Source organism: Paracoccus shanxieyensis, from assembly GCF_009711265.1.
Taxonomy (GTDB): Bacteria; Pseudomonadota; Alphaproteobacteria; order Rhodobacterales; family Rhodobacteraceae; genus Paracoccus; species Paracoccus shanxieyensis.
Genome location: NZ_WMII01000004.1, coordinates 141673 through 166960, shown reverse-complemented (window position 1 = coordinate 166960; position 25288 = coordinate 141673). Strand labels below are relative to the sequence as shown.

Annotated in this window: 28 protein-coding genes; 11 read left to right on the top strand and 17 right to left on the bottom strand. The window is 65.3% G+C overall.

The window, feature by feature from the left end:
* The 5 genes from GL284_RS05955 to GL284_RS05935 form a co-directional block, all read right to left on the bottom strand.
* On the bottom strand, positions 1-1341 hold the full coding sequence (locus GL284_RS05955) for a branched-chain amino acid ABC transporter permease (RefSeq protein WP_155043684.1): 1341 nt from the start codon (positions 1339-1341) through the stop codon (positions 1-3).
* Positions 1342-1351: 10 nt separating this feature from the next.
* Positions 1352-2353 (bottom strand): branched-chain amino acid ABC transporter permease, encoded by a 1002-nt coding sequence (locus GL284_RS05950; RefSeq protein WP_155043683.1) that lies wholly within the window; start codon positions 2351-2353, stop codon positions 1352-1354.
* A 1-nt stretch (position 2354) separates the two neighbouring features.
* The gene (locus GL284_RS05945; protein WP_155043682.1) at positions 2355-3059 is read right to left on the bottom strand and encodes an ABC transporter ATP-binding protein; all 705 of its coding nucleotides are present in this window, start codon (positions 3057-3059) and stop codon (positions 2355-2357) included.
* Positions 3056-3853, bottom strand: coding sequence for an ABC transporter ATP-binding protein (locus tag GL284_RS05940; RefSeq protein ID WP_155043681.1), 798 nt, complete (start codon positions 3851-3853; stop codon positions 3056-3058). The genes GL284_RS05945 and GL284_RS05940 overlap by 4 nt, the downstream gene beginning before the upstream one ends.
* Positions 3854-3961: 108 nt before the next feature.
* Positions 3962-5146: an ABC transporter substrate-binding protein gene (locus GL284_RS05935; RefSeq protein ID WP_155043680.1), complete on the bottom strand. Its 1185-nt coding sequence runs from the start codon at positions 5144-5146 to the stop codon at positions 3962-3964.
* A 192-nt stretch (positions 5147-5338) separates the two neighbouring features.
* Between GL284_RS05935 and GL284_RS05930 the strand changes: the two genes are divergently transcribed.
* Entirely contained in the window at positions 5339-6745 is a 1407-nt protein-coding gene (locus GL284_RS05930) for a class II 3-deoxy-7-phosphoheptulonate synthase (RefSeq protein ID WP_155043679.1), read from the top strand.
* Positions 6746-6807: 62 nt separating this feature from the next.
* On the opposite strand, the gene GL284_RS05925 is transcribed toward GL284_RS05930, so the two are convergent.
* Complete coding sequence (locus tag GL284_RS05925; RefSeq protein ID WP_155043678.1) at positions 6808-7638, bottom strand: PAS domain-containing protein; 831 nt, start codon at positions 7636-7638, stop codon at positions 6808-6810.
* A gap of 181 nt (positions 7639-7819) precedes the next feature.
* Between GL284_RS05925 and gmk the strand changes: the two genes are divergently transcribed.
* From gmk to GL284_RS05910, 3 genes are read left to right on the top strand one after another with little or no spacing between them, the layout of a single operon-like run.
* Positions 7820-8452 (top strand): guanylate kinase, encoded by a 633-nt coding sequence (gene gmk, locus GL284_RS05920; protein WP_155043677.1) that lies wholly within the window; start codon positions 7820-7822, stop codon positions 8450-8452.
* The gene (locus tag GL284_RS05915; protein WP_155043676.1) at positions 8449-8973 is read left to right on the top strand and encodes a gamma carbonic anhydrase family protein; all 525 of its coding nucleotides are present in this window, start codon (positions 8449-8451) and stop codon (positions 8971-8973) included. Before gmk ends, GL284_RS05915 begins: the two co-directional genes overlap by 4 nt.
* Positions 8970-10025 carry an ATP-binding protein gene (locus GL284_RS05910; RefSeq protein ID WP_425274168.1) on the top strand — a complete coding sequence of 352 codons (1056 nt, stop codon included), beginning with the start codon at positions 8970-8972 and terminating at the stop codon, positions 10023-10025. The genes GL284_RS05915 and GL284_RS05910 overlap by 4 nt, the downstream gene beginning before the upstream one ends.
* Positions 10026-10117: 92 nt before the next feature.
* Here the strand turns inward: GL284_RS05910 and purF are convergent, their stop codons facing one another.
* From purF to GL284_RS05885, 5 genes are all read right to left on the bottom strand, one after another.
* The gene (purF, locus tag GL284_RS05905; protein ID WP_155043784.1) at positions 10118-11611 is read right to left on the bottom strand and encodes an amidophosphoribosyltransferase; all 1494 of its coding nucleotides are present in this window, start codon (positions 11609-11611) and stop codon (positions 10118-10120) included.
* Between the two features lie 148 nt (positions 11612-11759).
* Positions 11760-12368, bottom strand: a complete 609-nt coding sequence (locus GL284_RS05900) for a CvpA family protein (RefSeq protein ID WP_155043674.1) — start codon at positions 12366-12368, stop codon at positions 11760-11762.
* A gap of 58 nt (positions 12369-12426) precedes the next feature.
* Entirely contained in the window at positions 12427-13791 is a 1365-nt protein-coding gene (gene radA, locus GL284_RS05895; protein ID WP_155043673.1) for a DNA repair protein RadA, read from the bottom strand.
* 60 nt (positions 13792-13851) lie between these two features.
* Positions 13852-15036 carry a UbiH/UbiF family hydroxylase gene (locus tag GL284_RS05890; RefSeq protein ID WP_155043672.1) on the bottom strand — a complete coding sequence of 395 codons (1185 nt, stop codon included), beginning with the start codon at positions 15034-15036 and terminating at the stop codon, positions 13852-13854.
* Complete coding sequence (locus GL284_RS05885) at positions 15023-15718, bottom strand: pyrimidine 5'-nucleotidase (protein ID WP_155043671.1); 696 nt, start codon at positions 15716-15718, stop codon at positions 15023-15025. Before GL284_RS05885 ends, GL284_RS05890 begins: the two co-directional genes overlap by 14 nt.
* A 140-nt stretch (positions 15719-15858) precedes the next feature.
* On the opposite strand from GL284_RS05885, the gene GL284_RS05880 reads away from it, so the two are divergent.
* Genes GL284_RS05880 through GL284_RS05870 form a run of 3 tightly spaced genes read left to right on the top strand, consistent with a single transcriptional unit; the run spans position 15859 to position 17779 of the window.
* Positions 15859-16500, top strand: a complete 642-nt coding sequence (locus tag GL284_RS05880) for a GntR family transcriptional regulator (RefSeq protein WP_155043670.1) — start codon at positions 15859-15861, stop codon at positions 16498-16500.
* Entirely contained in the window at positions 16500-17123 is a 624-nt protein-coding gene (locus tag GL284_RS05875) for a DNA-3-methyladenine glycosylase family protein (protein ID WP_341870290.1), read from the top strand. Before GL284_RS05880 ends, GL284_RS05875 begins: the two co-directional genes overlap by 1 nt.
* Positions 17120-17779 (top strand): alpha/beta hydrolase, encoded by a 660-nt coding sequence (locus tag GL284_RS05870; protein ID WP_155043669.1) that lies wholly within the window; start codon positions 17120-17122, stop codon positions 17777-17779. Before GL284_RS05875 ends, GL284_RS05870 begins: the two co-directional genes overlap by 4 nt.
* A gap of 181 nt (positions 17780-17960) precedes the next feature.
* Here the strand turns inward: GL284_RS05870 and GL284_RS05865 are convergent, their stop codons facing one another.
* Together GL284_RS05865 and GL284_RS21940 are read right to left on the bottom strand one after the other, a co-directional pair.
* Positions 17961-18260: a VOC family protein gene (locus GL284_RS05865; protein ID WP_425274169.1), complete on the bottom strand. Its 300-nt coding sequence runs from the start codon at positions 18258-18260 to the stop codon at positions 17961-17963.
* Entirely contained in the window at positions 18217-18381 is a 165-nt protein-coding gene (locus GL284_RS21940; RefSeq protein WP_425274170.1) for a VOC family protein, read from the bottom strand. The genes GL284_RS05865 and GL284_RS21940 overlap by 44 nt, the downstream gene beginning before the upstream one ends.
* A gap of 67 nt (positions 18382-18448) precedes the next feature.
* On the opposite strand from GL284_RS21940, the gene GL284_RS05860 reads away from it, so the two are divergent.
* Together GL284_RS05860 and GL284_RS05855 are read left to right on the top strand one after the other, a co-directional pair.
* The gene (locus tag GL284_RS05860; RefSeq protein WP_155043668.1) at positions 18449-18769 is read left to right on the top strand and encodes a DMT family transporter; all 321 of its coding nucleotides are present in this window, start codon (positions 18449-18451) and stop codon (positions 18767-18769) included.
* Positions 18770-18910: 141 nt separating this feature from the next.
* The gene (locus GL284_RS05855) at positions 18911-19504 is read left to right on the top strand and encodes an HNH endonuclease (RefSeq protein ID WP_155043667.1); all 594 of its coding nucleotides are present in this window, start codon (positions 18911-18913) and stop codon (positions 19502-19504) included.
* Here GL284_RS05855 and GL284_RS21280 read toward each other — a convergent pair.
* Positions 19501-19662 carry a hypothetical protein gene (locus GL284_RS21280; protein WP_196216712.1) on the bottom strand — a complete coding sequence of 54 codons (162 nt, stop codon included), beginning with the start codon at positions 19660-19662 and terminating at the stop codon, positions 19501-19503. The two genes, GL284_RS05855 and GL284_RS21280, sit on opposite strands and share 4 nt — an antisense overlap.
* Positions 19663-19805: 143 nt before the next feature.
* Here GL284_RS21280 and GL284_RS05850 point away from each other — a divergent pair, with 143 nt between their 5' ends.
* Positions 19806-20888, top strand: a complete 1083-nt coding sequence (locus GL284_RS05850) for a PA0069 family radical SAM protein (RefSeq protein WP_155043666.1) — start codon at positions 19806-19808, stop codon at positions 20886-20888.
* Here GL284_RS05850 and bmt read toward each other — a convergent pair.
* Together bmt and trpS are read right to left on the bottom strand one after the other, a co-directional pair.
* Positions 20885-21838, bottom strand: a complete 954-nt coding sequence (gene bmt, locus GL284_RS05845; RefSeq protein ID WP_155043665.1) for a betaine--homocysteine S-methyltransferase — start codon at positions 21836-21838, stop codon at positions 20885-20887. The genes GL284_RS05850 and bmt overlap by 4 nt on opposite strands.
* Positions 21839-21908: 70 nt before the next feature.
* Positions 21909-22928 carry a tryptophan--tRNA ligase gene (gene trpS / locus GL284_RS05840; protein ID WP_155043664.1) on the bottom strand — a complete coding sequence of 340 codons (1020 nt, stop codon included), beginning with the start codon at positions 22926-22928 and terminating at the stop codon, positions 21909-21911.
* Positions 22929-23037: 109 nt separating this feature from the next.
* Between trpS and GL284_RS05835 the strand changes: the two genes are divergently transcribed.
* Complete coding sequence (locus tag GL284_RS05835) at positions 23038-23751, top strand: rhomboid family intramembrane serine protease (protein ID WP_155043663.1); 714 nt, start codon at positions 23038-23040, stop codon at positions 23749-23751.
* Here GL284_RS05835 and murJ read toward each other — a convergent pair.
* Entirely contained in the window at positions 23742-25286 is a 1545-nt protein-coding gene (gene murJ, locus GL284_RS05830; RefSeq protein WP_155043662.1) for a murein biosynthesis integral membrane protein MurJ, read from the bottom strand. The genes GL284_RS05835 and murJ overlap by 10 nt on opposite strands.
* Between the last annotated feature and the right edge of the window lie 2 nt (positions 25287-25288).

The window sequence follows — 25288 nt, the reverse complement described above, 5'->3', positions numbered from 1 at the left end:
CTATTTCTCGGGGACGAGGCCACGCGGGGCGAAGCGCAGCACCAGTAGCAGCACCAGCCCCATGGCGATGAAGCGCATATGCGGCGCGCCGCCCAGAAGTTGGCTGCGCAGGCCGCCCTCGGGCAGCGGCAGGGTGATCAGATGCATCAGCGCCGGACCCCAGACCTCGGCCTTGATCCACAGGAACCAGACCAGCACCGCGCCCAGCACCGCGCCCCAGTTATTGCCCGAGCCGCCGACGATGACCATTACCCAGATCAGGAAGGTATAGCGCAGCGGGTTGAAGCCGCCCGGCGACAGCAGCCCGTCCATCGTCACCATCATCGCGCCGCCCAGACCGATCACGGCCGAGCCGATGACGAAGATCTGCAAATGCCGCCCGGTGACGTTCTTGCCCATGGCGCTGGCGGCGGTCTCATTGTCGCGGATGGCGCGCATCATCCGGCCCCAGGGCGATTTCAGCGCCAGTTCGGCCAGCAGGATGACCAGCAGCAGCACCGCGCCGAACAGCCCGGCATAAAGCAGCTTGACCCAGATCCCCGAGGCCGTCGCCGCATCCATGCCGAAACTTGCCGCCTTGGCGACGAAGGCCGGGTCGCCCTGCAATTCCAGCTCGTAGGGCACGGGGCGCGGGATGCCCGACATGTTCTTGACGCCGCGCGCCAGCCATTCCTCATTGCGCAGAACGGCGATGATGATTTCACCGATGCCCAGCGTCGCAATCGCCAGATAGTCCGAGCGCAGACCCAGCGCGACCTTGCCCACACCCCATGCGGCAGCGCCCGCGAAGGCCGCGCCGACCGGCCATGACAACAGCACCGGCCAGCCCAGCCCGCCGATATTGCCGGCGCTGGCCGCGTTATTGGCCTCGATGGCCATGACCGCCGGATCGAACAGCCAGCGATAGGCGACAAAGCCCACGATCAGCGTGGCGATCAGCGCAGGCACGCGCCAGCCGCGCGCCACCCCCGCCCAGACCTGCGCGGCCATGGCCAGCGTGCCGAAGCCCACGACCAGTGCGGCGATGACGCGCAGGCCACCGGCGGCCCATGCGCCTTCGACCGGGGCCGTGGCGACCAGCACCGGCCCCAGCGCGCCAAGCGCGATAAAGCCCACCACGCCCGCGTTGAACAGGCCCGCATAGCCCCATTGCATATTGACGCCCAAGGCCATGACGGCCGAGATCAGCCCCATGTTCAGAATGGCCAGCGCCGTGTTCCACGAGCCCGAAAACATGGCGTTCCGCGTCGTGCCCTCCAGCACGAACAGCACCGCGATTGCGGCAAAGACGATCAGGGCGCGCCAGCGGCTGGTGGCCTCGGCTTGACGAGTGTTCGACATCTTGACCCCCTTAGACCGATTTGCCGCGGAACAGGCCCGTAGGCCGGAACAGCAGGACGACGATCAGAATGACGAAGCTGACCGCGAATTTGTATTCGGTCGACAGCAATTGCAGCAGCCCATCGGATTCGATGCCCAGATAGCCCGCGACCTTCTTCCACGGATAGGTGATCGCCACTTCGGAAAAGGCGACGATGAAGCCGCCCGCGACCGCGCCCAGCGGATTGCCCAGCCCGCCCACAATCGAGGCGGCAAAGATCGGCAGCAGGATCTGGAAATAGTTGAAGGCCTTGAAGGACTTGTCCAGACCGTACAGCGTGCCCGCCGTGACGGCCAGCGCGGTTGCGATGATCCATGTCAGACGCACCACGCGTTCCGGGTCGATGCCCGACAGCAGCGCCAGATCCTCATTGTCGGAATAGGCGCGCATGGCCTTGCCCGCGCGCGAGTGGTTCAGGAACCGGAACAGCGCCCAGCAGGCCAGCGCCGTCACCACCAGCGTCAGCACCTGACTGACACGCAGCGCCAGCCCCTCGGTCAGCCCGCTCCAGGCGCGGAACTGCTGCACCGTCACCAGAAAGCGCGCGCCGTCGTCAAAGCGGATCTCATCGACGCCGATCACCAGACGGGTCAGCCCGTTCATGATGAACATCACGCCGACCGAGGCCATGACCAGAATGATCGGCTCGGAGCGTTTCTTGCGATAGAAGCGATAGACCACGCGGTCCGTGCCCAGCACGAAACCCGAACACAGCGCGATGCCGATGGGCAGGGCCAGAAGCGCCGTGGGCAGCGGGCCAAGGCTGATCCCCAGCGCCTGCAGGCCCCATGTCACAAGGATGACCAGCGCGGTGCCGAAGGCCATGGTGTCGCCATGGGCAAAGTTGGAAAAGCGCAGGATGCCATAGATCAGCGTCACCCCCAGCGCACCAAGCGCCAGCTGCGCGCCATAGGCGGCGGCGGGGATCAAGACGAAATTCAGCAAGGCCACAAGGGCGTTCAGGATATCCATGTCAGCCCCCAAGGAAGGTGCGGCGGACCTCGGGGTCGGCCATCAGGGCCTTGCCGGTGTCGGTGTAGCGGTTGGCGCCCTGCACAAGGACATAGCCGATATCGGCGATCTCGAGCGCCTGCCGGGCGTTCTGTTCCACCATCAGGATGGAAATGCCGGTGCGGGCGACCTCGATGATGCGGTCGAACAATTCGTCCATGACAATCGGGCTGACGCCTGCGGTGGGTTCGTCCAGCATCAAAAGGCTGGGCTTGGTCATCAGCGCCCGTCCCACGGCCACCTGCTGGCGCTGGCCACCCGACAATTCGCCCGCATTTTGCCGACGCTTGTCGGCCACGGCCGGGAACAGGTCATAGACCTGCTGGATGGTGTCGCGGAAATCATCCTTGCGGATGAAGGCGCCCATTTGCAGATTTTCCTCGACGGTCATGGTCGGGAAGATGTTGTGGGTCTGCGGCACGAAGCCCATGCCGCGATGCACGCGTTCCTGCGGGGTCAGGCCGGTGATGTCCTGACCGCCCAGCGTCACCGCGCCTTCGCGCAGCGACAGCATGCCGAACACCGCCTTCATCGCGGTGGATTTCCCGGCGCCGTTCGGTCCGACGATCACCGCAATCTGGCCCTTGTCCACGGTCAGCGTGCAGCCGTTCAAAATATCGGCCTTGCCATAGCCGCCGCGCATGTCGGTTGCGGAAAGATAGCTCATGCCGTGTCCCCGGTCGTGGTCTCGACGACCTTGTTCTTCAGGCCGGTGCCCAGATAGGCCTCGATCACGGCCTCATTTTCCATGATATGCGCGGCGGGGCCTTCGGCCAGCACCTTGCCCGCAGCCATGACGATGACCGGGTCGCACAGGCGGCCGATGAAATCCATGTCGTGTTCGATGACGCAGAAGGTATAGCCGCGTTCGCGATTCAGCCGGACGATGGCATCGCCGATCGTACCCAGCAGCGTGCGGTTCACGCCCGCGCCGACCTCGTCCAGAAAGACGATCTTGGCATCGACCATCATGGTGCGGCCCAGTTCCAGCAGCTTCTTCTGACCCCCTGACAGATTGCCCGCCTTTTCGTCGGCGACATGGGAAATGGTCAGGAAATCAAGCACCTCGTCGGCCTTCTGGCGCAGCGCGCGTTCTTCGTTGCGGATGCGGGCGCGCTGGAACCATGTGTTCCACAGCGTCTCGCCGGTCTGCGCACCGGGGACCATCATCAGGTTTTCGCGCACCGTCATCGAGGAAAACTCATGCGCCAACTGGAATGTCCGCAGCAATCCCTTGTGGAAAAGCTGGTGCGGGGGCAGCCCGGTGATATCCTCGCCATCCATGATGACGCGGCCCGAGGTGGGGGGCAGAACGCCCGCGATGACGTTGAACAGCGTTGACTTTCCTGCACCGTTCGGGCCGATCAGCCCGGTGATCGAGCCGGTCTCGATCGTCAGACTGGCGCCATCCACGGCGCGAAACCCGCCGAAATGCCGGTGCAGGTCATGGACCTGAATCATGATGCTCCCCAAGCTTCACACATCACGCGAAATGTTGCGTTCAATGTGCTGTTATAATTGCAGAAAGCCCGGATTTCTCCGGGCTCTCCGTTGATATGGGCGCGACCCTTAGCGGTAGCCCACCACGTTCAGCGTGCCGCCCTTGAAGTCGACTTCGCGATAGACGCCGGCATTTTCGCCGGGTTCGACCAGTTCGACGGCGGTCGCACCGACGTAATCGATGTCCTGACCGGCGGCCAGAAGCTCCAGCCCCTTGGCCAGTTCGCCGGGATAGATCTTTTCGCCCGGCGCGTTGGCGACCTCCATGACCTTGTCCTTATAGACTTTCGGGTCCGAGGTCTTGGCCGCTTCCATCGCCAGCAGCATCAGCGCCGCCGCATCGTAAGCCTCGCCCGAATAGGCCGAGGTGGCGTCGAAACCGGCGGCTTTCGCCAGTTCGACAAACTTGTCATGGCCTTCGCCCTCGGCCGAGGGGTTCTGCCCGAACGACGTGTCAAGCTGATCGCCGAACTTGTCCACAAGCGCCTGGTTCACCATGCCGTCAGGCAGCACGAAGGTCGAAAACGCGCCGGTATCCAGCGCGCCCTGAATGACGCCCGAACCGCCCTGATCGGCATAGCCCGCCACGACCAGCGCATCGCCACCCGCTGCGGCCAGCGCCGCGACTTCGGCGGAATAGTCGCCCTTGCCGTCGTCATGCGCGGCGGAAATCGTCACCGCGCCGCCCTTTTCGGTATAGGATTTGGCAAAGCTGTCGGCCAGACCCTTGCCGTAATCGTTGTTGGTATAGGTGATGGCGACCGATTTGATGCCTTTTTCCAGCACGATATCGGCCATCACCTCGCCCTGACGGGCATCCGACGGCGCGGTGCGGAAGAAGAAGCCCTTGTCGTCGATGGTCGAAAGCGCCGGCGACGTGGCCGAGGGCGAGATCATCACGACGCCGTTCGGCACGCCCACACGCTCGAGCGAGGCAATGGTTTCGCCCGAGCACATGCCGCCCATGATGCCCTTGACGCCTTCTGCCGTCACCAGCCGTTCCACGGCGGCGACCGAGGCTGCGGCGTCGACGCAGGTATTGTCGGCGGCAACCGGCACGACGGTCGAACCGCCCAGCAGCTTGCCGCTGTCGCTGACTTCCTTCATCGCCAGTTCGGCGCCTTTCTGGATGTTCGGCGCGATGGATTCCAGCGGGCCGGTCAGGCCCAGCGAAATGCCCATCTTGATCTCTTCGGCGGCGGCAGTGCCTGCGATGGCGACACAGGCCGCGCTGGCCAGAAGAAGTTTCTTCATCACGTCTCTCCCTGAGTGGAACGTTGTCCTGTCTGACAGGTTATAAGCGCGGGCATGAAAAGAAAAGTGCGCAGGCGTCGGCGGCATGTCCCGAACCCGCGCGGACGTTGGGTCACCCCCGCATACGCGGGTGCTTTCCCTTCGTCGCGCGAAGCTTTATATCCTTGTCACCATTTCTAGGAGGACAGGATGATGGCACAGCAGAAAACGGCTTCCGCGACCCCGGCCAAGGCATGGGACAAGCGTGGCTGGCGCGCCCATCCGCGCATTCAGATGCCGGACTATCCTGACGCCTCTGCCGTGGCCGCCGTCGAGGCGCAGCTAGCCAAATATCCGCCGCTGGTCTTTGCCGGTGAGGCGCGCCGCCTGAAGGCATCGCTGGCCGAAGTCGCGCTGGGGCAGGCGTTCCTGTTGCAGGGCGGCGATTGCGCGGAAAGCTTTACCGAGTTTTCCGCCGACAATATCCGCGACACCTTCAAGGTGATGCTGCAAATGGCGGTCGTGCTGACATGGGGGGCGCAGCTTCCCGTGGTGAAGGTCGGTCGCGTGGCGGGCCAGTTCGCCAAGCCGCGTTCCGCGCCGACTGAAAAGATCGGCGACAGCGAATTGCCCAGCTATCGCGGCGACATCATCAACGGCTTTGATTTCACACCCGAGGCCCGCATTCCCGATCCGCAGCGCATGCTCTCGGCCTATACGCAGGCCGCGGCCTCGCTGAACCTGCTGCGCGCATTCTCGACCGGCGGTTATGCCGACATGCACCGCGTGCAAAGCTGGATCAGCGATTTCACCGGCGGCGCGGAAGCCGCGCGCTATCGCGACATCGCCGACCATATCAGCGACGCCATGGCCTTCATGGCCGCAGCGGGCGTGACGGCGGAAACCGCGCATGATCTGGGCAAGGTGGATTTCTACACCAGCCACGAGGCGTTGCTTCTGGAATACGAAGAGGCACTGGCCCGCATCGACAGCACCACCGGCCTGCCGGTGGCGGGGTCGGGGCATATGATCTGGATCGGCGACCGCACGCGCCAGATCGACGGCGCGCATGTCGAATTTGCGCGCGGCGTGCAGAACCCGATCGGGCTGAAATGCGGCCCATCGATTTCTGACAGCGATTTCCGCACGCTGCTGACAAAACTTAACCCGGATAATGAGGCTGGCCGCCTGACGCTGATCGCGCGGTTCGGTGCCGGATCGGTCGGCGATCACCTGCCGCGCCTGATCAAGGCGGTGCAAGAGGAAGGCGCGAATGTCGTCTGGTCCTGCGATCCGATGCATGGCAACACCATCAAGGCGGCCTCGGGCTACAAGACCCGGCCCTTTGATTCCGTGCTGCGCGAGGTGCGGGAATTCTTTGCCGTGCATCGCGCCGAAGGCTCGATCCCCGGCGGGGTGCATTTCGAGATGACGGGGCAGGATGTGACGGAATGCACGGGTGGCGTGCGCGCGGTGACGGATGAAGACCTGTCCAGCCGCTACCACACCGCCTGCGACCCGCGCCTGAATGCCAGCCAGTCGCTGGAACTGGCCTTCCTTGTGGCCGAAGAACTGCGCACCCGTCGCCGCGACCGGTCGCGCGAAGCCAAAGCCGTCTAGGGGCGATCTGTCTGAACATCAGAAAACGGCGGCCATCCGGCCGCCGTTTTTTCATGTCGCGCTTAGTCCCGCCTGGGTTCCGGGTCTGGCGCGGCGACGATGCGGAACCGCGCCCGACGCTCATCCGGGGTGTCGTTATCGGGCGGGATCGGGGCTTGAGCCCCTGGCGCTTGGGTTGCCGGGCGCCGTGTTGACGGCGTCGGGGCTTCGGCGGGTTCCACCTCGGCCTTGCCGCGCCAGCGTTTCGGGGCTTCGGCAAATCCGCTGGCTGAGGCCGAGGGCTTCAGGACCTTGGCGCCGGGGATGACCGGCAGCACCTCATCCGTCAGCAGATCGAAGCGGCGCGGGCCCTGTCCGATCTCACCCTCGGTCACAAGACACCCCAAGGCGCGCGTCACATCGCCCAGATCCGAACGCAAGGGCAGCAGCAGCATCTGCCCCGACAGCGCCGGACGGCCATAGCCCGCTTCGGATTCCAGCGTGATCTCGGCGATCTGCGGGCCACGGAACACGCTTTCCAGCACGTCCGACAGCCGCCCGCGCGACGAGGTATTCAGAAAGGAACAGATCGGCATGCCGCGCACTTCCATCCCCATCAGGTCGATCAGGTGGCGCCCGGCCAGACGGAACCGCGCGGCCCCCGGTGCGATACGTTCAAGGATGAAGGCGTAATCCAGCGCCCGGCGGATGCCGCGCGGTTCGACATCTGCACGCGCCGGGATGGCGCGACCCTGCCGCAGCCCTTCCCAATAGCCGCGCAGCTCGCCCACGATGCGGCTGGGCTGCACCGTTTCGTAATCGGCAAGATGCAACAGCTTGCCGGTATCGGGCTTGTCGAATTGCAGCGGGCGAATGACCTCTCGACCGTTGCCTGCGCCGTGATCTTCGGACATGTGGATCAACCTGATGAAACAAAACTCGTGATATGTGGCGGAAGTTAAACCCATTATGTGACGGTTCCGAGCAAATTCTTTCTCAATGGTTAAGACCGCCGACCTGCCGGGCTTGACCCGCCCCCCCGCGCTGCGCCATTCATGCGCCGTTCAGACGGCAATCGTAAGGAGATCGGAACGCATGGAACGCAGCGGGCTTCTGATCATCCTGTCATCGCCCTCGGGTGCCGGCAAGTCGACGCTGGCGCGGCGGCTGATGGCCTGGGATCCGGCGCTGCGGTTTTCGGTGTCCGCCACCACCCGCAAGCCGCGACCGGGCGAGGTCGAGGGCGAGCATTACTATTTCCGCGAACGCGAGCAGTTCCGCAGCATGGTCACGGCGGGCGAGATGCTGGAACATGCCGAGGTCTTCGGCAATCTTTACGGCACGCCGCGCGGCCCTGTCGAAGACGCGATGCGCGCCGGGCGTGATACCTTGTTCGATGTGGACTGGCAGGGCGGTCAGCAGATCCGCGCCTCGGTCCTTGGGGCGCATGTCATTTCGATCTTCGTGCTGCCGCCGTCCCTGGCCGAACTTGAGCGGCGGCTGATTTCGCGCCAGCAGGACGCGGCCGAGGTGATCGCCGCGCGCATGCAGAAAAGCCGCGATGAAATCAGCCATTGGGCGGAATACGATTATGTCATCGTGAATGAGGATCTGGACCACAGCACCGAGGCGCTGAAGACGATCCTGATGGCCGAACGGATGCGGCGCGCCCGGCAAGTGGGGCTTGGCCCCTTTGTGCGGCAGTTGATGGAGGAGGACAGCGCATGATCTGGGATCTGGACGGACGCAACCCGCAATTGGCCCAGGACGCTTGGATCGCCCCCGATGCGCAGGTTATGGGCGATGTGGTGCTGGAGGCCGGGGCCAGCGTCTGGTTTGGCGCGGTGCTGCGCGGCGACAATGAAACGATCCGGGTCGGGCGTGGCTCGAACGTGCAGGATCTGACGGTCTGTCACAGCGATATGGGCTTTCCGCTGACCATCGGTGCGGATTGCACCATCGGGCATCGCGCGATCCTGCATGGCTGCACCATCGAGGATGGCGTGCTGATCGGCATGGGCGCGATCATCCTGAACGGCGCGCGCATCGGCGCAGGCTCGCTGATCGGGGCAGGGGCGCTGGTGGCCGAAGGCAAAGAGATCCCGCCCGGATCGCTGGTCATGGGCGCGCCGGGCCGCATCGTGCGCGAACTGGACGCCGATGCCCGCGCCGCGCTGCTGAAATCCGCCGAGGGCTATCGCCGGAACGCCGAGCGCTTCCGGTCGGGGCTGAAACCCGCGGAGGCATGAGCATGTCCGATCTGCGCCAGATCCTGCGGGCGGTGACGGTGCCGATGCTGGTGGTCGATCACTATGCCAAGCTGATCGGGGCCAATGACGCCGCCGAAGTGCTGCTGGGGCCGATCCCCTCGGCCCGGCCCTTCGTCACCGTGCTGCGCCATCCCGAAATCAACGCCGCTCTGGATGCCGTGCTGGCCGGAGAGGAACGCGCGCGCCTGAACGCCACGCTGATGTCGCAGGGGCGCGGGGTGTTTTGCGAGGTCACGGTCACCGCGATGCAGCTTGAGGGCCGCCGCGCCGCCGCCGTGGTGATCGAGGACCGCTCGCGCGATGAAGAAACCGAGCTGATGCGCCGCGATTTCGTCGCCAATGTCAGCCACGAATTGCGCACGCCGCTGACCGCGCTGATGGGCTTTATCGAGACACTGCGCGGCCCGGCCCGCAACGACCCCAATGCCCGCGACCGCTTCCTTGACATCATGGAGCGCGAGGCCGGGCGGATGAACCGTCTGATCGGCGATCTGCTGTCGCTGAGCCGCGTAGAACAGGACGAACGGCGGCGACCCGTCGAGACCGTGGATATCGCCGGTCTGATCCGCAGCGCGGTGACGGCGCTGACCCCGCAGGCTGCGGCTGCGGGCGTGGCCATCGAACAGGTGGGGCTGGCCGACCGCGCGGTGCAGCTGCCGGGCGATGCCGATCAGCTGGTGCAGGTGTTTCACAACCTGATCGAGAACGCGGTGAAATACGGTGCGGGCGGCGGTCTGGTGACGATCACGCTGGAGCGGCTGGACCATGAGCCGGTGATGCGCGGCCCGGCCTGGGCCATCGCGGTTGCGGACAAGGGCGAAGGCATCGACCCCCGCCACCTGCCGCGCCTGACCGAGCGCTTCTACCGCGTCGATACGCACCGATCGCGCGAACAGGGCGGCACCGGGCTGGGGCTGGCCATCGTCAAGCACATCATCAGCCGCCATCGCGGCCGGCTGCGCATCGAAAGCAAGAAGGGCGAAGGCAGCCGCTTCATCGTCATCCTGCCCGAAAGCGTGGGGCGGCTTTAGAGATCCGGAGGACTGGTTTGAAAATCCGGGCGCAAAAAAAGGCGGGGGCATCGAGCCCCCGCCTTTTTGCGGTCCTGTGCGGCCCGCGCGCCTTATTCGGCGGCGTGGCCCAGTTCGGCGGTTTCGGAATTCGGCTTCATGCGGAAGCCACGCTCCAGCTGATCGAAGGGGGCGACCGGGTAATCGCCCGAGAAGCAGGCGTCGCAATATTGCGGGCAGGAATTGTTGCGTCCCTTGACCTCGCCTGCGGCGCGATACAGCCCGTCCAGCGACACGAAGGCCAGACTGTCGACGCCGATCCAGTCGCGCATTTCCTCTTCGGACATCTGCGCGGCCAGCAGTTTTTCGCGGTCGGGGGTATCGACGCCATAGAAACAGGGCCATGCCGTCGGCGGGCTGGCGATGCGGAAATGCACCTCTGCCGCGCCTGCATCAAGGATCATGTCCTTGATCTTGCGCGAGGTGGTGCCGCGCACCACGGAATCGTCGACCAGCACCACGCGCTTGCCGGCGACAAGCGCGCGGTTCACATTGAGCTTCAGCCGCACGCCCATGTTGCGGATCTGTTCGGTCGGCTCGATGAAGGTCCGGCCCATATACTGGTTGCGGATGATGCCCATGCCAAAGGGGATGCCGCTTTCATGCGCATAGCCGATGGCGGCAGGGGTGCCCGAATCGGGGACCGGGCAGACCAGATCCGCCTCGATCGGGGCCTCGCGGGCCAGTTCCACGCCGATCTGGCGGCGGGTTTCATAGACCGAGCGCCCGCCGATGATCGAATCGGGGCGCGAGAAATACACATGTTCAAAGATGCAGAACCGGCCGGTCGAGGGGCCGAAGGGGCGCGAGCTTTCGACCTTGCCCTGCGAGATGACGACCATTTCGCCCGGCTCGATTTCCCGCACGAACTCGGCGCCGATGATGTCCAGCGCGCAGGTTTCCGAGGCCAGCGCGAAGCCGTCATCGCCGATCCGGCCCAGCACCAGCGGGCGCACGCCAAGGGGATCGCGCACGCCGAGCAGCTTGGTGCGGGTCATGGCGATGACGCTGAACGCGCCTTCGACGCGGCGCAGCGCGTCCTTCATCCGTTCGGGGATGTTGCGCTGGATCGACCGCGCCATCAGGTGAATGATGCATTCGCTGTCGCTGGAGGACTGGAAGATCGAGCCACGCTCGATCAGCTCGCGGCGCAGCGCCATGGCATTGGTGATATTGCCGTTATGGGCGACGGCGCAGCCGCCCATGGCGAATTCGCCGAAGAATGGCTGCACGTCGCGGATCGCGGTGGCGGCCTTGGTGCCCGCCGTCGAATAGCGCACATGGCCGATGGCCAGCGAGCCGGGCAGGGTCTCCATCAGCGATTGCTTGGTGAAATTGTCGCGCACATAGCCGAAGCGATGGGCGCTGTTGAACCCCTGCTCGGCATCGTGGCTGATGATCCCCCCGGCTTCCTGCCCGCGATGCTGCAGGGCATGAAGGCCAAGGGCGACAAAATTCGCGGCATCCGCGACACCGATCACGCCAAAGACGCCGCATTCTTCATGCAGGCGGTCGTGATCGAAGGGATGGGCAAGAAATGGCTGCATCATCACCGACTCATGGGGCTAACAGGGGGAGGGCTGCATAGTGGCGCTTGTTTCGCCACATATAGGGGCAAGGGCGGATAAAGTCACGCCCCGCTGGACCAGCAGGGCGCATTATGTGTCACGAAATGGTCACTAATTTCCTTGGCGATCAGTTTGCGGGCGTCGTGGCGGCAGGCGTCGCAGTGCCGGCATCGACCGGCTGGGTCGGCGCGCAGCCGCGCACAAGCTGTTCATAACGCGACACAACCCAGCCCGGCGCATCCTGCGGGATCTGCTGGTCCATCTGCGCGCTCATGCGTTGGAAGACCTGTGCCGAGCGGGAATTTTCCACCATGGCGACCGGCTGGCTTGCCATCACGCGGTCGTAAACGATGAAGGCGACCGCCACCAGCAGGATGCCGCGCGCCACACCGAAGAGGAAACCCATGCCCTGATCGATGCCACCAAGCGCCGAGCGCTGCACGACCGAGGAAAACAGCGGCGTGATGATGGAAAACAGCACCAAGGCCAGCGCGAAGACGGCGGCAAAGGCGGCGATGGTCGAGAGTTCGCAGCTTTCGGCCAGAAACTGGTTCAGCACCGGGATCTGCGCGACCATCGGTCGTACGGTCGCGGCGAAGATGAAGGCCAGCACGGCCGCCCCGATCCAGCCGAGGATCGAAAGCGATTCGCGCACGAAGCCGCGCGAATAGGCCAGAATCGCCGAGAGGATGACGACTGCCGCCACGATGCCGTCGATGATGGTGAATCCGTCCATTGTCACGCCCTTCTTGCGGACCCTGCCGCGTTTTCGGGTGGCCGCGCCATCCCGAGCCTTAACCGGCCCCGAATGTCTCGCCCACGAAGCTTGTCAGATCCGGGGCGCGGTTGATCCGCATCCCGGCAAGACCCTCGACCTTCGTGGCCGTGGGCAGGATAGCCCGTGAAAAACCAAGTTTCTGCGCCTCTTTCAACCTGTTTTCGGCCTGAGCCACCGGGCGCAGCGCGCCGGAAAGGCTGATTTCGCCGAAAAGGACACAATCGGCGGGAAGGGCGCTATCTTCGCGTGCGCTGAGAAGCGCCGCCGCAATTGCAAGATCGGCGGCGGGTTCGTTCACCCGCATCCCGCCCGCGACGTTCAGGAAAACGTCGAGACCGGCGAAGGGAATCGCGCAGCGCGCCTCGAGCACGGCAAGAATGGTCGAGACCCGCCCGCTGTCCAGCCCGACCACCGTGCGGCGCGGACTGGCAAGGGTCGAGGGCGCGATCAGGGCCTGCACCTCGGTCAGAACCGGGCGGGTGCCTTCGATGCCCGCAAACACCGCCGATCCGGGCGAGGGCTCGCCGCGTTCGGACAGAAACAGCGCCGAGGGGTTGGCGACTTCGGACAGGCCACCGCCCGTCATCTCGAAGACGCCGATTTCATCGGCCGGGCCGAAACGGTTCTTGTGGGCGCGCAGGATGCGGAACTGGTGGCCGCGCTCGCCCTCGAAATACAGCACGGTATCGACCATGTGTTCGACGACGCGCGGACCGGCGATCTGGCCCTCTTTGGTGACATGGCCGACAAGGATCACTGCCGTTCCGCGCCGTTTGGCAAAGGTCACCAGCTCATGCGCGGTGGCACGGACCTGGCTGACCGAGCCGGGCGCGGCCTCGATCTGGTCGGACCACAGCGTCTGGATCGAATCGATGATCGCCACATCGGGGCGTTCGGCATCCAGCGTGGTCAGGATGTCGCGCAGCGCGGTTTCCGCGCCCAGCCGCACCGGCGCATCGCCCAGGCCAAGGCGCTGCGCGCGCATCCGGACCTGGGCGCTGGCTTCCTCGCCCGAGATATAGATGGCCTGCTGGCCGGAATTGGCGAAGGCTGCGGCGGCCTGCAGCAGCAGCGTGGATTTGCCAATGCCCGGATCGCCGCCGACCAGAATGGCCGAGCCGGGCACCAGCCCGCCGCCCAGCACCCGGTCCAGTTCCGCGATGCCCGACATGGCGCGCGGCGGCGGGGCCTCTTGCGTGGCAAGGCCCGAGAGCGGCACGGCTTTGCCTTTCAGCGTGCCGAGGCCGCGACCGGGGCCCTGCGACAGCGGCGCTTCTTCGATGATGCTGTTCCATGCCCCGCAGGCATCGCATTTGCCCGCCCATTTGCGATGGGTCGCGCCGCAGGCGGTGCAGGTGAAGGCGGTGGTGGGCTTGGCCATCGGATCCTTGGGCTGCGCCTGTGGCGCGGTCGGAATGAGTATTTGGGGAACAGAGATGCCTTAGCGCATCCCGAGGCCCGCCCGCATCAGCAGTTTGCGGACCGGGGCCACGGCATAGAGGCTGCCCAAGGCGGCGGCGCGCAGGTCCCGCAGCGGGCGGGCGCCGAGCATGCTGGTGCGGTTCAGCGCGTCGATGCCCATCAGCCGGGCCATCGCCTGAGGGTGGCGGCGGCGGTCATAGGCGTCGAGCGCGGCTTTTTCGCCGGGGCGGTCGCCCGACAGCGCCACCAGATCGGCGATGTCGGCCAGGCTCATGTTCAGGCCCTGCGCGCCGATGGGCGGCACGACATGGGCGGCCTCGGCGATCAGCGCGGTGCGGGGGCCGGTGAAGCGGTCGGCGATCTGGCTGATGATCGGCCATTCCGTCAGGCGGGTCGCGGGCGTCAGCGGTCCCAGTACGCCCGCCGAGCGGGTGTTCAGCGCGGTGATGAAGTCGTCGGGGGTCATCGCGCGCAGCCGGGCGATTTCGGGGCCGCGATCCATCCAGACCACCGCCGAGGAGGGTTTGCCATCGCGATCGGGCAGCGGCACCAGGGTGAAGGGGCCGCCCGAGCGGTGGATCTCGGTCGAGACGTTTTCGTGCGGGCGGGGATGGGTCACGGCAAAGGCCAGCGCCTTCTGGCCGTATCGCAGGGTGCGGGTGCCGATGCCCAGTGCCGTGCGGGTCGGCGAGTTGCGCCCGTCTGCGCCCACGACCAGTTGCGCGCGGATACGGCTGCCATCGGTCAGGGTCACCAGCGCCTCGGCGTCGCGGGCCAGCAGCGCTGCGGTGCCTGTGCCTTGCAGAAAGCGGATATTGGCAAGCTGGTCCAGCCGGGCCGCAATCTCGCGCTTCAAGAGCCAGTTGGGCAGGTTCCATCCGAAGGGCTGGTCCGAGATGTCGGCTGCGTCGAAATCGCGCGTCAGGCGGGCCTGCGACATTGCGCCGCCCGCGTCGATGATGCGCATGACCTGCAAGGGCGTGGCATAGGGCGCCAGCCGGTCCCATAATCCCGCCGCCGCCAGCACCGCGACCGAGGGTTGCAGAAAGGCCGTGCTGCGCAGATCGGCCCCCTGCGCGGTTTCGTCCGTCACCGGGGGGGCGGGGTCGATGATGGTGACATCGCGCCCGGCGCTGCCAAAGGCTGCCGCAGCGACCAGCCCTGCGATGCCGCCGCCCGAGATCAGAACCTCAGTGTCCTGCATGGCGCCTGTCCTTTGCCGGTGCCGACAGCCCGCGCAGGAAATCGGTCAGATCCATGGTCTGATGATGCACATGCGCGCCGTGGACATGGCCGGGCAAAAGCTCATCGGGGCCGTGGCGGCCCGTGCCCACCAGCACCGTGCGCATTCCCAGGTCATGCGGCACCATCAGATTGCGCGGGTCATCTTCAAACATGGCAGCGGTTTTCGGATCAAAGCCCGAGGCGCTGATGACTGCATGATAGGCGCGGGCATCGGGCTTGGGCACGAATTCCAGCGTGTCGATGCCATGCACCTCGTCGAAAATCTCAAGCCCGCGGCCCTTCAGCACCCGCCCGGCATAGGCCACGTCGCCATTGGTATGCACGATCTTGCGTCCCGGCAGATCCGCGATCAGCGCCGCAAGCTCGGGCGAGGGCGTCAGATGCGAGAAGTCGATGTCATGCACCTCGGCCAGATAGGGCAGCGGGTCGATGGCATGTTCGGCCATCAGCCCCGACAGTGTGGTGCCATGCGCGCGCCAGTAATGGTCGCGCAGACGTGCGGCCTGCGTTTCATCGACGCGCAATTCGCGGATGATGTATTCGGTCATGCGCCGGTCGATCTGGTCGAACAGCCGCATCTCGGGCGCGTAAAGCGTGTTGTCCAGATCGAAGATCCAGGTGGTGACGTTCTGAAAATCCATGCCACCTGCCTAAGCCCGCGCGGCGGCGCTTGCAATCCCGCCCGCAAGCCATGCTTGCAATCCCGCCCGCAAGCGCGGCTTGCAATCCTGCCCGCAAGTCGCGCTTGCAAACGGCTGCGCAACCGCTGATCGTGCGCGCCATGAAAGATGCCTATTCCCTGATCCTTGCCGCCATTGACGGCGGCATCTATCGCCCCGGCGACCGTCTGGTCGAATCCGAACTGGCCGAGCGGTTCGGCGTGTCGCGCACCCCGGTGCGCGAGGCTCTGCAGCGGCTGGAAACCCAGTCCATGCTGAAGCGCGACGGGCGCAGCCTGATCATCGCCACGCTGGATCACAACCAGCTGGCCGAGCTTTACACCGTCCGGGCCGAGCTTGAGGCGCTGGCCGCCCGGCTGGCCGCCAACCACGCCACCCCCGAGGAGATCCGCGTGCTGGCCGGCATGGTCGAGGAGGACCGCAAGATGCTGGGCGATCCGCAGGCGCTGTCGCGGTCGAACCGGCGCTTTCACCATCAGGTGCATCTGGCCTCGCATAACCGCTACCTGGTGCAGCAGCTTGATCTGGTGCATCGCAGCATGGCGCTGATGGCGCGCACCACGCTGGCGGCCAAGGGGCGCGATGCGGTCAGCCTTGATGAGCATCAGGCCATCGTCGATGCCATCACCGCCCGCGACGCCAAGGGGGCCGAGGACGCGCTGCGCCGCCATATCTCGATGGCCTATGAGACGCGGCTGAAGGAAGAGGCGCGCCGCGTCGTGGATATCGGGCTGGACGAGTGATCCGCACCATCGCCGGGCCCGAGGATCTGGACGAAGGCGTGGCCCATCTGGCGCGGGTCTGCCCGGTCTGGGCGCGGGTCTTGCCGGAACTGGGGCCGCTGCCCCTGCGGCGCTGGCCTGACGGGTTCGTGGCCATCCGTGATGCCATCGTGGCGCAGCAGATTTCGACCCATGCGGCGGCGGCGATCACCGCGCGCATGGTCGCGGCCGGGCTGGACGATGAGGCGGGGATCAATGCCGCAGATGACGACGCTCTGCGCGCGGCGGGCCTGTCGCGGCCCAAGGCGCGCTATCTGCGCGGTGTGGCGCAGGCCGGGGTGGACTGGGCGGCGCTGCGCGACATGCCCGATGAGGACGCAATTGCCACGCTGGTCGCGCTGCCGGGGATCGGGCGCTGGACCGCGGAAATCTATCTGAAATTCGCGCTGGGTCGCGCCGATGCCTTTGCCGCGGGCGATCTGGCCTTGGCCGAGGCGGCGCGGCTGCTTTACGACCTGCCCGAACGGCCGGGCCCGGCGGCGCTGACCGCGCTGGCCCAGCCGTGGCGGCCGTGGCGTTCGGTTGCGGCGCGCGGGCTGTGGGCCTATTACCGGGTGGCAAAAGGACGCGAGGGGGTCAGATGACACGCGATTTGAAGTCGGAACGCAAAGGGCCGGAAACGGTCGATTCCGTGGTGATCTTCCTGCACGGATACGGCGCGGATGGTGCCGACCTGCTGGGGCTGGCCGATCCTCTGGCGCCGCATCTGCCCAAGACCGCCTTTTACGCGCCGAACGCGCCCGAGCCCTGCGTGAACAATCCCATGGGCTTTCAGTGGTTCCCGATCCCGTGGATGGACGGCTCCAGCCCGGAACAGGCGCGCGCCTCGGCCGAGGCGTCATTTGCCGATATCAATGCCTTCATCGACACGGTGCTGGCGGCCGAGGGCATCACGCCGGATCGTCTGGCGCTTGTGGGCTTTTCGCAGGGCACGATGATGTCGCTGGAAGTCGCGCCCCGGCGAGACACGGCGCTTGCGGGCGTGGTCGGTTTTTCGGGCCGTCTGCTGGACCCCGAGGGGCTGGCGGGGCAGGTGCGCAGCAAACCGCCGATCCTGCTGCTGCATGGCGATCAGGATCCCGTCGTGCCCTTCGACAGCATGGCGATTGCCGGCAAGGCGCTGAAAGCCGCAGGCTTTGACGTGGCAACCCATGTGATGCGCGGCACGCCGCACGGCATCTCTCCGGATGGGCTCAGCATGGCGCTGGCCTTCCTGAAGCAACATCTGGACGCAAGCTAGGTGAAGTTTTCATGAAATAGCCCTTGCAGCGGCGTTTGCAGGGCTTACGTTCATTGCTGAAGATACGAGGAGATTCCGCAATGGACCTGATCTGGATCGCATTGACTGCCTTGGTTCCGGCAACCGCTGCCGTGCTGGTGCTGCGCCCGCAGCCGCAAAAGGTCCCGGTGCGCGCCCGCCGCTAAGGCTGGTCCCAGATCTTCGGGTCGGCGATTTCGATGGAATTGCCGGCCGGATCGCGGAAATAAATGGATCTGCCACCTTGTGGCCAGATGAAATCGGCCTCGATCTTTACGCCTGAACTTTCCAGATGATCGCGCCACGCGCCGATTTCGGACGACTTGACTGCCATGCAGAAATGACCCGGCCCGTCGCTGCCATGCGGCGGCACGGGCAGGCGCGCGTCCGGTGCGGGCGGCGTGGCGGTCGCTGCGGGATCAAAGACCAGCAGCACCTGCGCGCCGCAGCGGAAAAAAGACATGGCGGCCCGGCACATGGACGATCTGTTCCAGCCCGATGATCCCGGTCCAGAACTGTGCCGCCGCCTTCAGATCCTTCGCATACAGCGCCGATTCCAATGTGCCGATGATTTCCGGGGCCATCCGCCGCTCCTTATTGACGCAACCGTTTGCACATCGCAAACCTGCCATGGTCAATCAGGAGTGTGCAATGGCGTGGGTCTATCTGGGAATTGCGGGAATTCTTGAGGTCGTCTGGGCCTTTGCCATGAAACAGTCGGATGGCTTCACCAAGCCTGTCGCAACGGTCGTCACCGTCATCGGCATGATCGCCAGCGTCTGGTTTCTGTCCATGGCGATGAAGCTGCTGCCCTTGGGCACGGCCTATGTGATCTGGACCGGCATCGGCGCGGTCGGTGCCTTCGTGCTGGGCATCGCGTTTCTGGGCGAATCCGCCGATCCGCTACGCCTGCTGGCGGCGGGGCTGATCATCGCGGGACTGCTTTTGCTGAAATTCGCCACGCCGCATTAGGCGGTCTGTCACGCCGATGTCATGGGCCGGATGTAATCCCTTGCGTGACATACATTCAGGGGCTTGTCAGTTCCGGGTCGCGATATATAGTCGATCCCAACGATGTTCCGACAAGTTCCGGGTAAGGCGAGGCAAGGGCCGATGCTGGACGACCACGGCGATTTCCGAACTCACTTCGTGCGCGAGCCGTCAAGCCTGCGCCGCTATCCCGCACTGGTGCTGAACGCGGATTTCCGTCCGCTCAGCTATTACCCGCTGTCGCTTTGGCCTTGGCAGGAAGCGATCAAGGCGGTGTTTCTGGACCGGGTGCAGATCATCGCCGAATATGACGAGGTGGTGCGAAGCCAGCGCGAGGCGATACGCATACCCTCGGTCGTGGTGCTGAAAGATTTCATCAAACCCCAGAAGCGCGTGGCATTCACGCGCTTCAATCTTTTTCTGCGGGACGAATTCTGCTGCCAGTATTGCGGCGCAAAGGGCGATCTGACCTTCGACCATGTTGTGCCACGGTCGCGCGGCGGGGTGACAAGCTGGGAAAACGTCGTTGCCGCCTGTTCGCCCTGCAACCTGAAAAAAGCCAACAAGTCACTGCGCAATTCCGGGCTGAAGCTGCACCGCTCGCCCCGGCACCCGACACCCGAGGAAATGCACGCGGCGGGCAGGCGTTTTCCGCCGAACTATCTGCATGAAAGCTGGATGGATTACCTGTATTGGGATTCCGAGCTGGAAAGCTAATGATCTTCGCGCATGGCGAAATGCGCGATCCCCGCCGCCATCAGGATCACAAGAGCCATCGCCATCAGCGGCACGCCCGAGGCACTGGCGATCCACAGCGTCAGTGCCGCCGCCAGAATGACGGCAAGGATCAGAATAAGGAAATGCGGCAGCGGCATGTCGTCGTTCTCCGTTGGGGTCAGTATGTGATCCATTGGTGAAAATCGGAAGTCCGTATTTCCACAACCGCGAAACCCGGTTAACAGTTTCCGCCGCCGTTCATGTTCTTGAAATGTTCTTGCTGCAGCGCTATGATCGCGGCATGACCCTGCCGCCCCGCAACCCGGATGAGATCCTGAAAGCCCGTGGCGCGGATACCCGCCCCGATGGCCGGTATGAGCCTTATCAGCGCGTGCGCGAGGCCGATGGCTGGGACATTCCCGAAGAACAGGCGCTGCTGACGACCGAACTGACGCTGGAGCGCGCGCGCTCGATCATTGCGCGCAACAGCTCGCCGGATATTGCGTTCGACCGCTCGGTGAACCCTTACCGGGGCTGCGAACATGGCTGCATCTATTGCTTTGCACGCCCCAGTCACGCCTATCTGGGGCTGTCGCCGGGGCTGGATTTTGAAACCAGGCTGACTGCCAAGCCCAACGCCCCGGACTTGCTGGCGGCCGAGATCGGGCGGCGCAGCTATGCCGTCGCGCCCATCGCCTTCGGCACCAATACCGATCCCTATCAGCCGGTCGAGGCGAAGCTTGGCATCATGCGCGGCTGTCTGCAGGTGCTGTCGGACTGGAACCATCCGATGACGCTGGTGACGCGCGGCGCGACCGTGCTGCGCGATCTGGATCTTCTGGGCGACATGGCCGCGCGGCGTCTGGCCTGGGCGGGGGTGTCGATCACCACGCTGGATCCGGCCTTGTCCCGCGCGATGGAGCCGCGCGCGCCCGCGCCCTCGACCCGGTTGCGCATGATCGAGGGTTTGGCCAAGGCGGGCGTGCCGGTCTATGTCATGGCCGCGCCGATGATCCCCGTGCTGAATGAACATGAACTGGAACGCATTTTGCAGGCCGCGCGCGATGCCGGGGCCAGTGGCGCCAGCATGATCCCCGTGCGCCTGCCGCTTGAGGTCGCACCGCTGTTTCGCGATTGGCTGGAACGTCTGCATCCCGGCAAGGCCGCCCATGTCATGTCCCGCATCCATGCCATGCGCGGCGGGCGCGACAACGATCCGCGTTTCGGATCGCGCATGCGCGGCGAGGGGCTTGAGGCAGACCTGCTGCGCCAGCGCTTTCGGCTGGCGAAAAAGCGGCTGGGGCTGGAGGGCGGCAAGCTGACGCTGGACAGCAGCCTGTTTCGCCCACCGCCAAGGGCGGGCGATCAGCTGGCGCTGTTCTAGCGGTTCATCAGCAACTCGATCCGCGACGAAATCGCGTCGGAACTGGGCCGCGGACCGGGCGGGCGGTCCTGCAAGGCGGCCCGCATGGCCGACAGATGCGCGGGCGTCGTGCCACAGCAGCCGCCGATGATCCTGACGCCCAGATCACGGGCCAGCACGGCAAATTCCGCCATCACCTCGGGGGTTGCGTCATAGACCAGCCCGCCATCCTGATAGCGCGGCACGCCGGCATTGGGCTTGGCGATCAGGGGCCGTTCGCAGCCCGCCGCCGCAAAGCCCGCGACCGCCAGCAGCAACTCGGCCGGGCCGGTGCCGCAATTCGCGCCGTAAGCCACCGGAGAACAGGGCAGGCGGTCGATCAGCTTGGCCAGTTGCGGCGGGCTGACGCCCATCATCGACCGGCCACCGGATTCAAAGCTCATCATGCCGCACCATGGCAGGCCTGCGGCTTCGGCGGCGCGCGACGCGGCGCGCATCTCCTCGATGGCGCTGACCGTCTCGATCCACAGGATATCCGCGCCGCCGTCTTTCAGGGCCAGCGCCTGTTCGGTGAAAAGCCGGGTTGCCTCGGCCTCGGTCAGATGACCCACGGGGGCCATAATCTGGCCGGTCGGGCCGATCGAGCCTGCGACGATGACCGGGCGACCGGCCTTGTCCGCAGCCTCGCGCGCGATGCGGGCGGCGGCGTGGTTGATCTGGGCCACGCGGGTTTCGGCATGGGCCAGTCGCAGCCGGCTGGCATTGGCGCCAAAGCTGTTGGTCAGGATCACATCCGCGCCCGCCTGAATCATCTGGCAATGCAGATCAAGCACGCGGTCAGGATGGGTTTCGCACCACAGATCGGGCACATCGCCCGGCGCAAGGCCCATATTGTAAAGGTTGGTTCCGGTCGCGCCATCGGCCAGAAGCCACCGGCGCTCGTCCAGCAGGCGAGACAGCAAATCCGTCATCTGAAAATCCGTGGGTGCATGGGCCATGCTAACACGCCCCATGCGGAAATGGTTGAATTAATTGATCGCTTTAACGTGAGCGGATCATCCCCATGATCTCTTTTGTGCGCTCGACGATGGGGCCTGCGATGGCCGCTGCCTGATCCGAGCCACGGCCAAGGATGCGGTCGATTTCCGCCGGATCGGCCATGAACTGGCTCATCCGGGCGGTGATCGGGGCCATGATCTCGACCGCGACCTCGGCAAGGGCGGGCTTGAAGGCGCCAAAGCCCTGACCCTCGAACCGGGACAGAACCTGATCGGCGGTTTCGCCCGACAGCGCGGCATAGATATTGACCAGATTGCGGGCCTCGGGGCGGTCCTTCAGGCCGTCCATGCTGCCGGGCAGCGGATCGGCATCGGTGCGGGCCTTGCGGATCTTCTGCGCGATGGTGTCGGCATCGTCGGTCAGATTGATCCGCGCCGCGTCCGAGGGGTCGGATTTCGACATCTTCTTGGCTCCGTCCCGCAAGGACATCACGCGGGTCGCCGTGCCTTCGATCAGCGGTTCGGTGATCGGGAAGAAGTCCTGCCCGTAATCGTGGTTGAACTTGGCGGCGATGTCGCGGGTCAGTTCCAGATGCTGCTTCTGATCCTCGCCCACGGGTACCGCCGTCGCGTGATAGGCCAGAATGTCGGCCGCCATCAGCGAGGGATAGGCCAAGAGACCCAGCGAGGAGTTTTCGCTGTTCTTGCCCGCCTTGTCCTTGAACTGGGTCATCCGATACATCCAGCCGACGCGGGCCACGGTGTTGAACAGCCATGCCAGTTCGGCATGCTGGCTGACCTGGCTCTGGTTGAAGAGGACCGAGACATCGGGATCCACACCCGAGGCCAGAAAGGCCGCCGCCACCTCGCGCGTGTTGTGGCGCAGCTTTTCGGGATCCTGCCAGACGGTGATCGCGTGCAGGTCCACGACGCAATAGATCGTCTCGGCCCCCTTGCCCTGATATTCCGCAAAGCGTTTCAGCGCGCCCAGATAGTTGCCCAGCGTCAACCCGCCCGAGGGCTGGATGCCAGAGAAGATGCGCTTGGCGAAAGGGGTGGTCATGGCACTACCTGCTTGGAAAAACCCGTGCGCTGGCTTACCCCTTGCGCTGGTCGGGCGCAACAGCCCGCAGGAAATGCAGGGCGGATGCGCCCCAATGGATGAGGCAAGGATGCGCCAAGGATACGATGAATCGCCGCTGAACCCGGTGCCCGCGGTGGTCTGGGCGCTGATCCTGCCCATGGTCGCCTGCGAGGTGGTCTTCGGGCTGGCGCAGCTTGGCTTTGCGGGCGGCGGCGGGCCGGGGGCTGGCCTTGCCATGCGCCAGATCGCGGTCGAACGCACGGCCTTCATCCCGCAGATGGTCATTCAGATGGTGCAGCATGGCGTTTTCGTGCTGGAATATGCCTATCGCATCCTCAGCTATTCCTTTGTGCATCTGTCCTTCATGCACGCGCTGTTCGTCATCGTCTTTGCGCTGGCACTGGGCAATCTGCTGGCCGGGCAGTTCCGGCCCTGGGCGGTGCTGGCACTGTTCTTCGGCTCGGCCATCGGCGGCGCGCTGGTCTATACGCTGGTCGTGGCGCTGCTGCCGCAGTTCCGCTTTCAGCCGCTGATCGGCGGCTATCCGGCGGTCTATGGCTTTGTCGGCGCCTTCACCTTCCTGCTGTGGACGCGGCTGGGACAGGAAAACGCCAACCGGATGCGGGCCTTCACGCTGATCGGCATGTTGCTGGCGTTTCAGCTGGTCTTTGCCATCCTGTTCCAAAGCGGCAATACCACATGGATCGCCGAGGTGGCGGGCTTTGCCACCGGCTTCCTTCTGTCCTTCGTGCTGATCCCCGGCGGCATCGGGCGCGTCATGCGCCAGATCCGTCAGCGCTGACGCCGCAGCCCGGCTTTCAGGTCGCTGGGCCGGAACGCGCCAAGCGCCACGCCCGCGACCGCATAGGCGGCCATGCCGCCCGTGACCAGCGCCAGCAGCGCCAGATACCGCGTGCCGGGCTGATACAGCATCCCCCCCAGCGCCTGCATCAGCCCCCAGATCACCACGCCCATCGCGACCGAGGCCGCGACGATGCGCGGCAGGCGCTGGCGCAGGCGGTCGTCGAAGGCCGCAGCCTCGCCGTAGGTGCGCGTGCCCTGCCACAGTTGCAGCGCCATGGTCCAGCCCGCGATGGTGGTGCCAAGGGCTGCGGCGGAAAAGCCGATCACCGGCGCAAGCCCCAGCGCCATGACCGCGTTCACCACCATCGACCAGACGGCAAAGCGGAACGGGCGGCGGGTGTCTTCGCGGGCGAAATACAGCGGTTGCAGCACCTTTTGCAGCACGAAGGCCGGCAGGCCCGCGCCATAGATCGCCAAGGCCAGCGCGGTCGGGCCGACATCGGCCTTAAGGAAGGCACCGCGCTGGAACAGGACCGAGATCAGCGGATAGCTGGCCACCATCAGCGCGACGGCGGCGGGCACGGTCAGAAACAGCGCAAATTCGGTGGCGCGGTTATAGGCATAGCGCCCGCCCACGGTATCCTCGGCCTTCAACCGGCGCGATATGTCGGGCAGCAGAACGATGCCGATGGCGATGCCGACGACGCCCAACGGCAGCTGATACAGCCGGTCGGCATTGGTCAGCCAGGCGATCGCGCCGTCGAAAAACGATCCGACCTGACGCCCCACCAGCAGATTGACCTGCACGACGCCCCCCGCCAGCACCGCAGGCGCGGCCACAGCCAGCAGGCGGCGCATGTCGGGCGACAGGCGCGGGCGGCGCAGGCGCAGCGCAAAGCCCATGCGCTTGGCCGCCCACCAGACGGTGAACAGTTGCGCGATGCCCGAAACCGGCGTGGACCATGCCATCGCCATGCCCATGTCCCAGCCATTGCGGTCGGCCAGCAGCATCGCGGCGATCAGCACGAAATTCATCAGCACCGGCGCTGCCGCCGCCGCCATGAACCGCCCGCCCGCATTCAACAGCCCCGACAGCAGCGCCGTCAACGAGATGAACAGGATATAGGGAAAGCAGATGCGGCCATAGATCACCGCCAGATCAAACCGCTCATCGCCCTTGAAGCCCGCGGCCATGGCATAGACCAGCCACGGCATCGCCAGATGCGCGATCAGCGACACCACCAGCACGACCGAGAACAGGCCCGAAAACGCCTCTTCGGCAAAGCTGCGCGGATTGTCCCCGGCCTCGAGCCGTTTGGAAAACATCGGCACGAAGGCGGTGTTGAACGCGCCTTCGGCAAAGAAGCGGCGGAACATGTTGGGCAGGGTGAAGGCCACCAGATAGGCCTGCGCCACCGGCCCCGTGCCCAGATAGGCCGCGATCATCACATCGCGGACAAAGCCCACAAGGCGGCTGGCCAGCGTCCACGCTCCGACCGAAAGAAAGCCGCGGATAAGTCTGATCGGTTGCATGG

Coding starts and splice junctions, on each gene's coding strand:
- murJ (WP_155043662.1), bottom strand. CDS start 25,286: ATGCAACCGATCAGACTTATCCGCGGCTTTCTTTCGGTCGGAGCGTGG.
- gmk (WP_155043677.1), top strand. CDS start 7,820: ATGGAACGCAGCGGGCTTCTGATCATCCTGTCATCGCCCTCGGGTGCC.
- GL284_RS05930 (WP_155043679.1), top strand. CDS start 5,339: ATGGCACAGCAGAAAACGGCTTCCGCGACCCCGGCCAAGGCATGGGAC.
- GL284_RS05915 (WP_155043676.1), top strand. CDS start 8,449: ATGATCTGGGATCTGGACGGACGCAACCCGCAATTGGCCCAGGACGCT.
- GL284_RS05870 (WP_155043669.1), top strand. CDS start 17,120: ATGACACGCGATTTGAAGTCGGAACGCAAAGGGCCGGAAACGGTCGAT.
- GL284_RS05865 (WP_425274169.1), bottom strand. CDS start 18,260: ATGTCTTTTTTCCGCTGCGGCGCGCAGGTGCTGCTGGTCTTTGATCCC.
- GL284_RS21280 (WP_196216712.1), bottom strand. CDS start 19,662: ATGCCGCTGCCGCATTTCCTTATTCTGATCCTTGCCGTCATTCTGGCG.
- GL284_RS05925 (WP_155043678.1), bottom strand. CDS start 7,638: ATGTCCGAAGATCACGGCGCAGGCAACGGTCGAGAGGTCATTCGCCCG.
- purF (WP_155043784.1), bottom strand. CDS start 11,611: ATGCAGCCATTTCTTGCCCATCCCTTCGATCACGACCGCCTGCATGAA.
- GL284_RS05955 (WP_155043684.1), bottom strand. CDS start 1,341: ATGTCGAACACTCGTCAAGCCGAGGCCACCAGCCGCTGGCGCGCCCTG.
- GL284_RS21940 (WP_425274170.1), bottom strand. CDS start 18,381: ATGGCCCCGGAAATCATCGGCACATTGGAATCGGCGCTGTATGCGAAG.
- GL284_RS05940 (WP_155043681.1), bottom strand. CDS start 3,853: ATGATTCAGGTCCATGACCTGCACCGGCATTTCGGCGGGTTTCGCGCC.
- radA (WP_155043673.1), bottom strand. CDS start 13,791: ATGGCCAAGCCCACCACCGCCTTCACCTGCACCGCCTGCGGCGCGACC.
- GL284_RS05835 (WP_155043663.1), top strand. CDS start 23,038: ATGCGCCAAGGATACGATGAATCGCCGCTGAACCCGGTGCCCGCGGTG.
- GL284_RS05950 (WP_155043683.1), bottom strand. CDS start 2,353: ATGGATATCCTGAACGCCCTTGTGGCCTTGCTGAATTTCGTCTTGATC.
- GL284_RS05850 (WP_155043666.1), top strand. CDS start 19,806: ATGACCCTGCCGCCCCGCAACCCGGATGAGATCCTGAAAGCCCGTGGC.
- GL284_RS05900 (WP_155043674.1), bottom strand. CDS start 12,368: ATGGACGGATTCACCATCATCGACGGCATCGTGGCGGCAGTCGTCATC.
- bmt (WP_155043665.1), bottom strand. CDS start 21,838: ATGACGGATTTGCTGTCTCGCCTGCTGGACGAGCGCCGGTGGCTTCTG.
- trpS (WP_155043664.1), bottom strand. CDS start 22,928: ATGACCACCCCTTTCGCCAAGCGCATCTTCTCTGGCATCCAGCCCTCG.
- GL284_RS05910 (WP_425274168.1), top strand. CDS start 8,970: ATGAGCATGTCCGATCTGCGCCAGATCCTGCGGGCGGTGACGGTGCCG.
- GL284_RS05935 (WP_155043680.1), bottom strand. CDS start 5,146: ATGAAGAAACTTCTTCTGGCCAGCGCGGCCTGTGTCGCCATCGCAGGC.
- GL284_RS05890 (WP_155043672.1), bottom strand. CDS start 15,036: ATGCAGGACACTGAGGTTCTGATCTCGGGCGGCGGCATCGCAGGGCTG.
- GL284_RS05855 (WP_155043667.1), top strand. CDS start 18,911: ATGCTGGACGACCACGGCGATTTCCGAACTCACTTCGTGCGCGAGCCG.
- GL284_RS05880 (WP_155043670.1), top strand. CDS start 15,859: ATGAAAGATGCCTATTCCCTGATCCTTGCCGCCATTGACGGCGGCATC.
- GL284_RS05860 (WP_155043668.1), top strand. CDS start 18,449: ATGGCGTGGGTCTATCTGGGAATTGCGGGAATTCTTGAGGTCGTCTGG.
- GL284_RS05885 (WP_155043671.1), bottom strand. CDS start 15,718: ATGGATTTTCAGAACGTCACCACCTGGATCTTCGATCTGGACAACACG.
- GL284_RS05945 (WP_155043682.1), bottom strand. CDS start 3,059: ATGAGCTATCTTTCCGCAACCGACATGCGCGGCGGCTATGGCAAGGCC.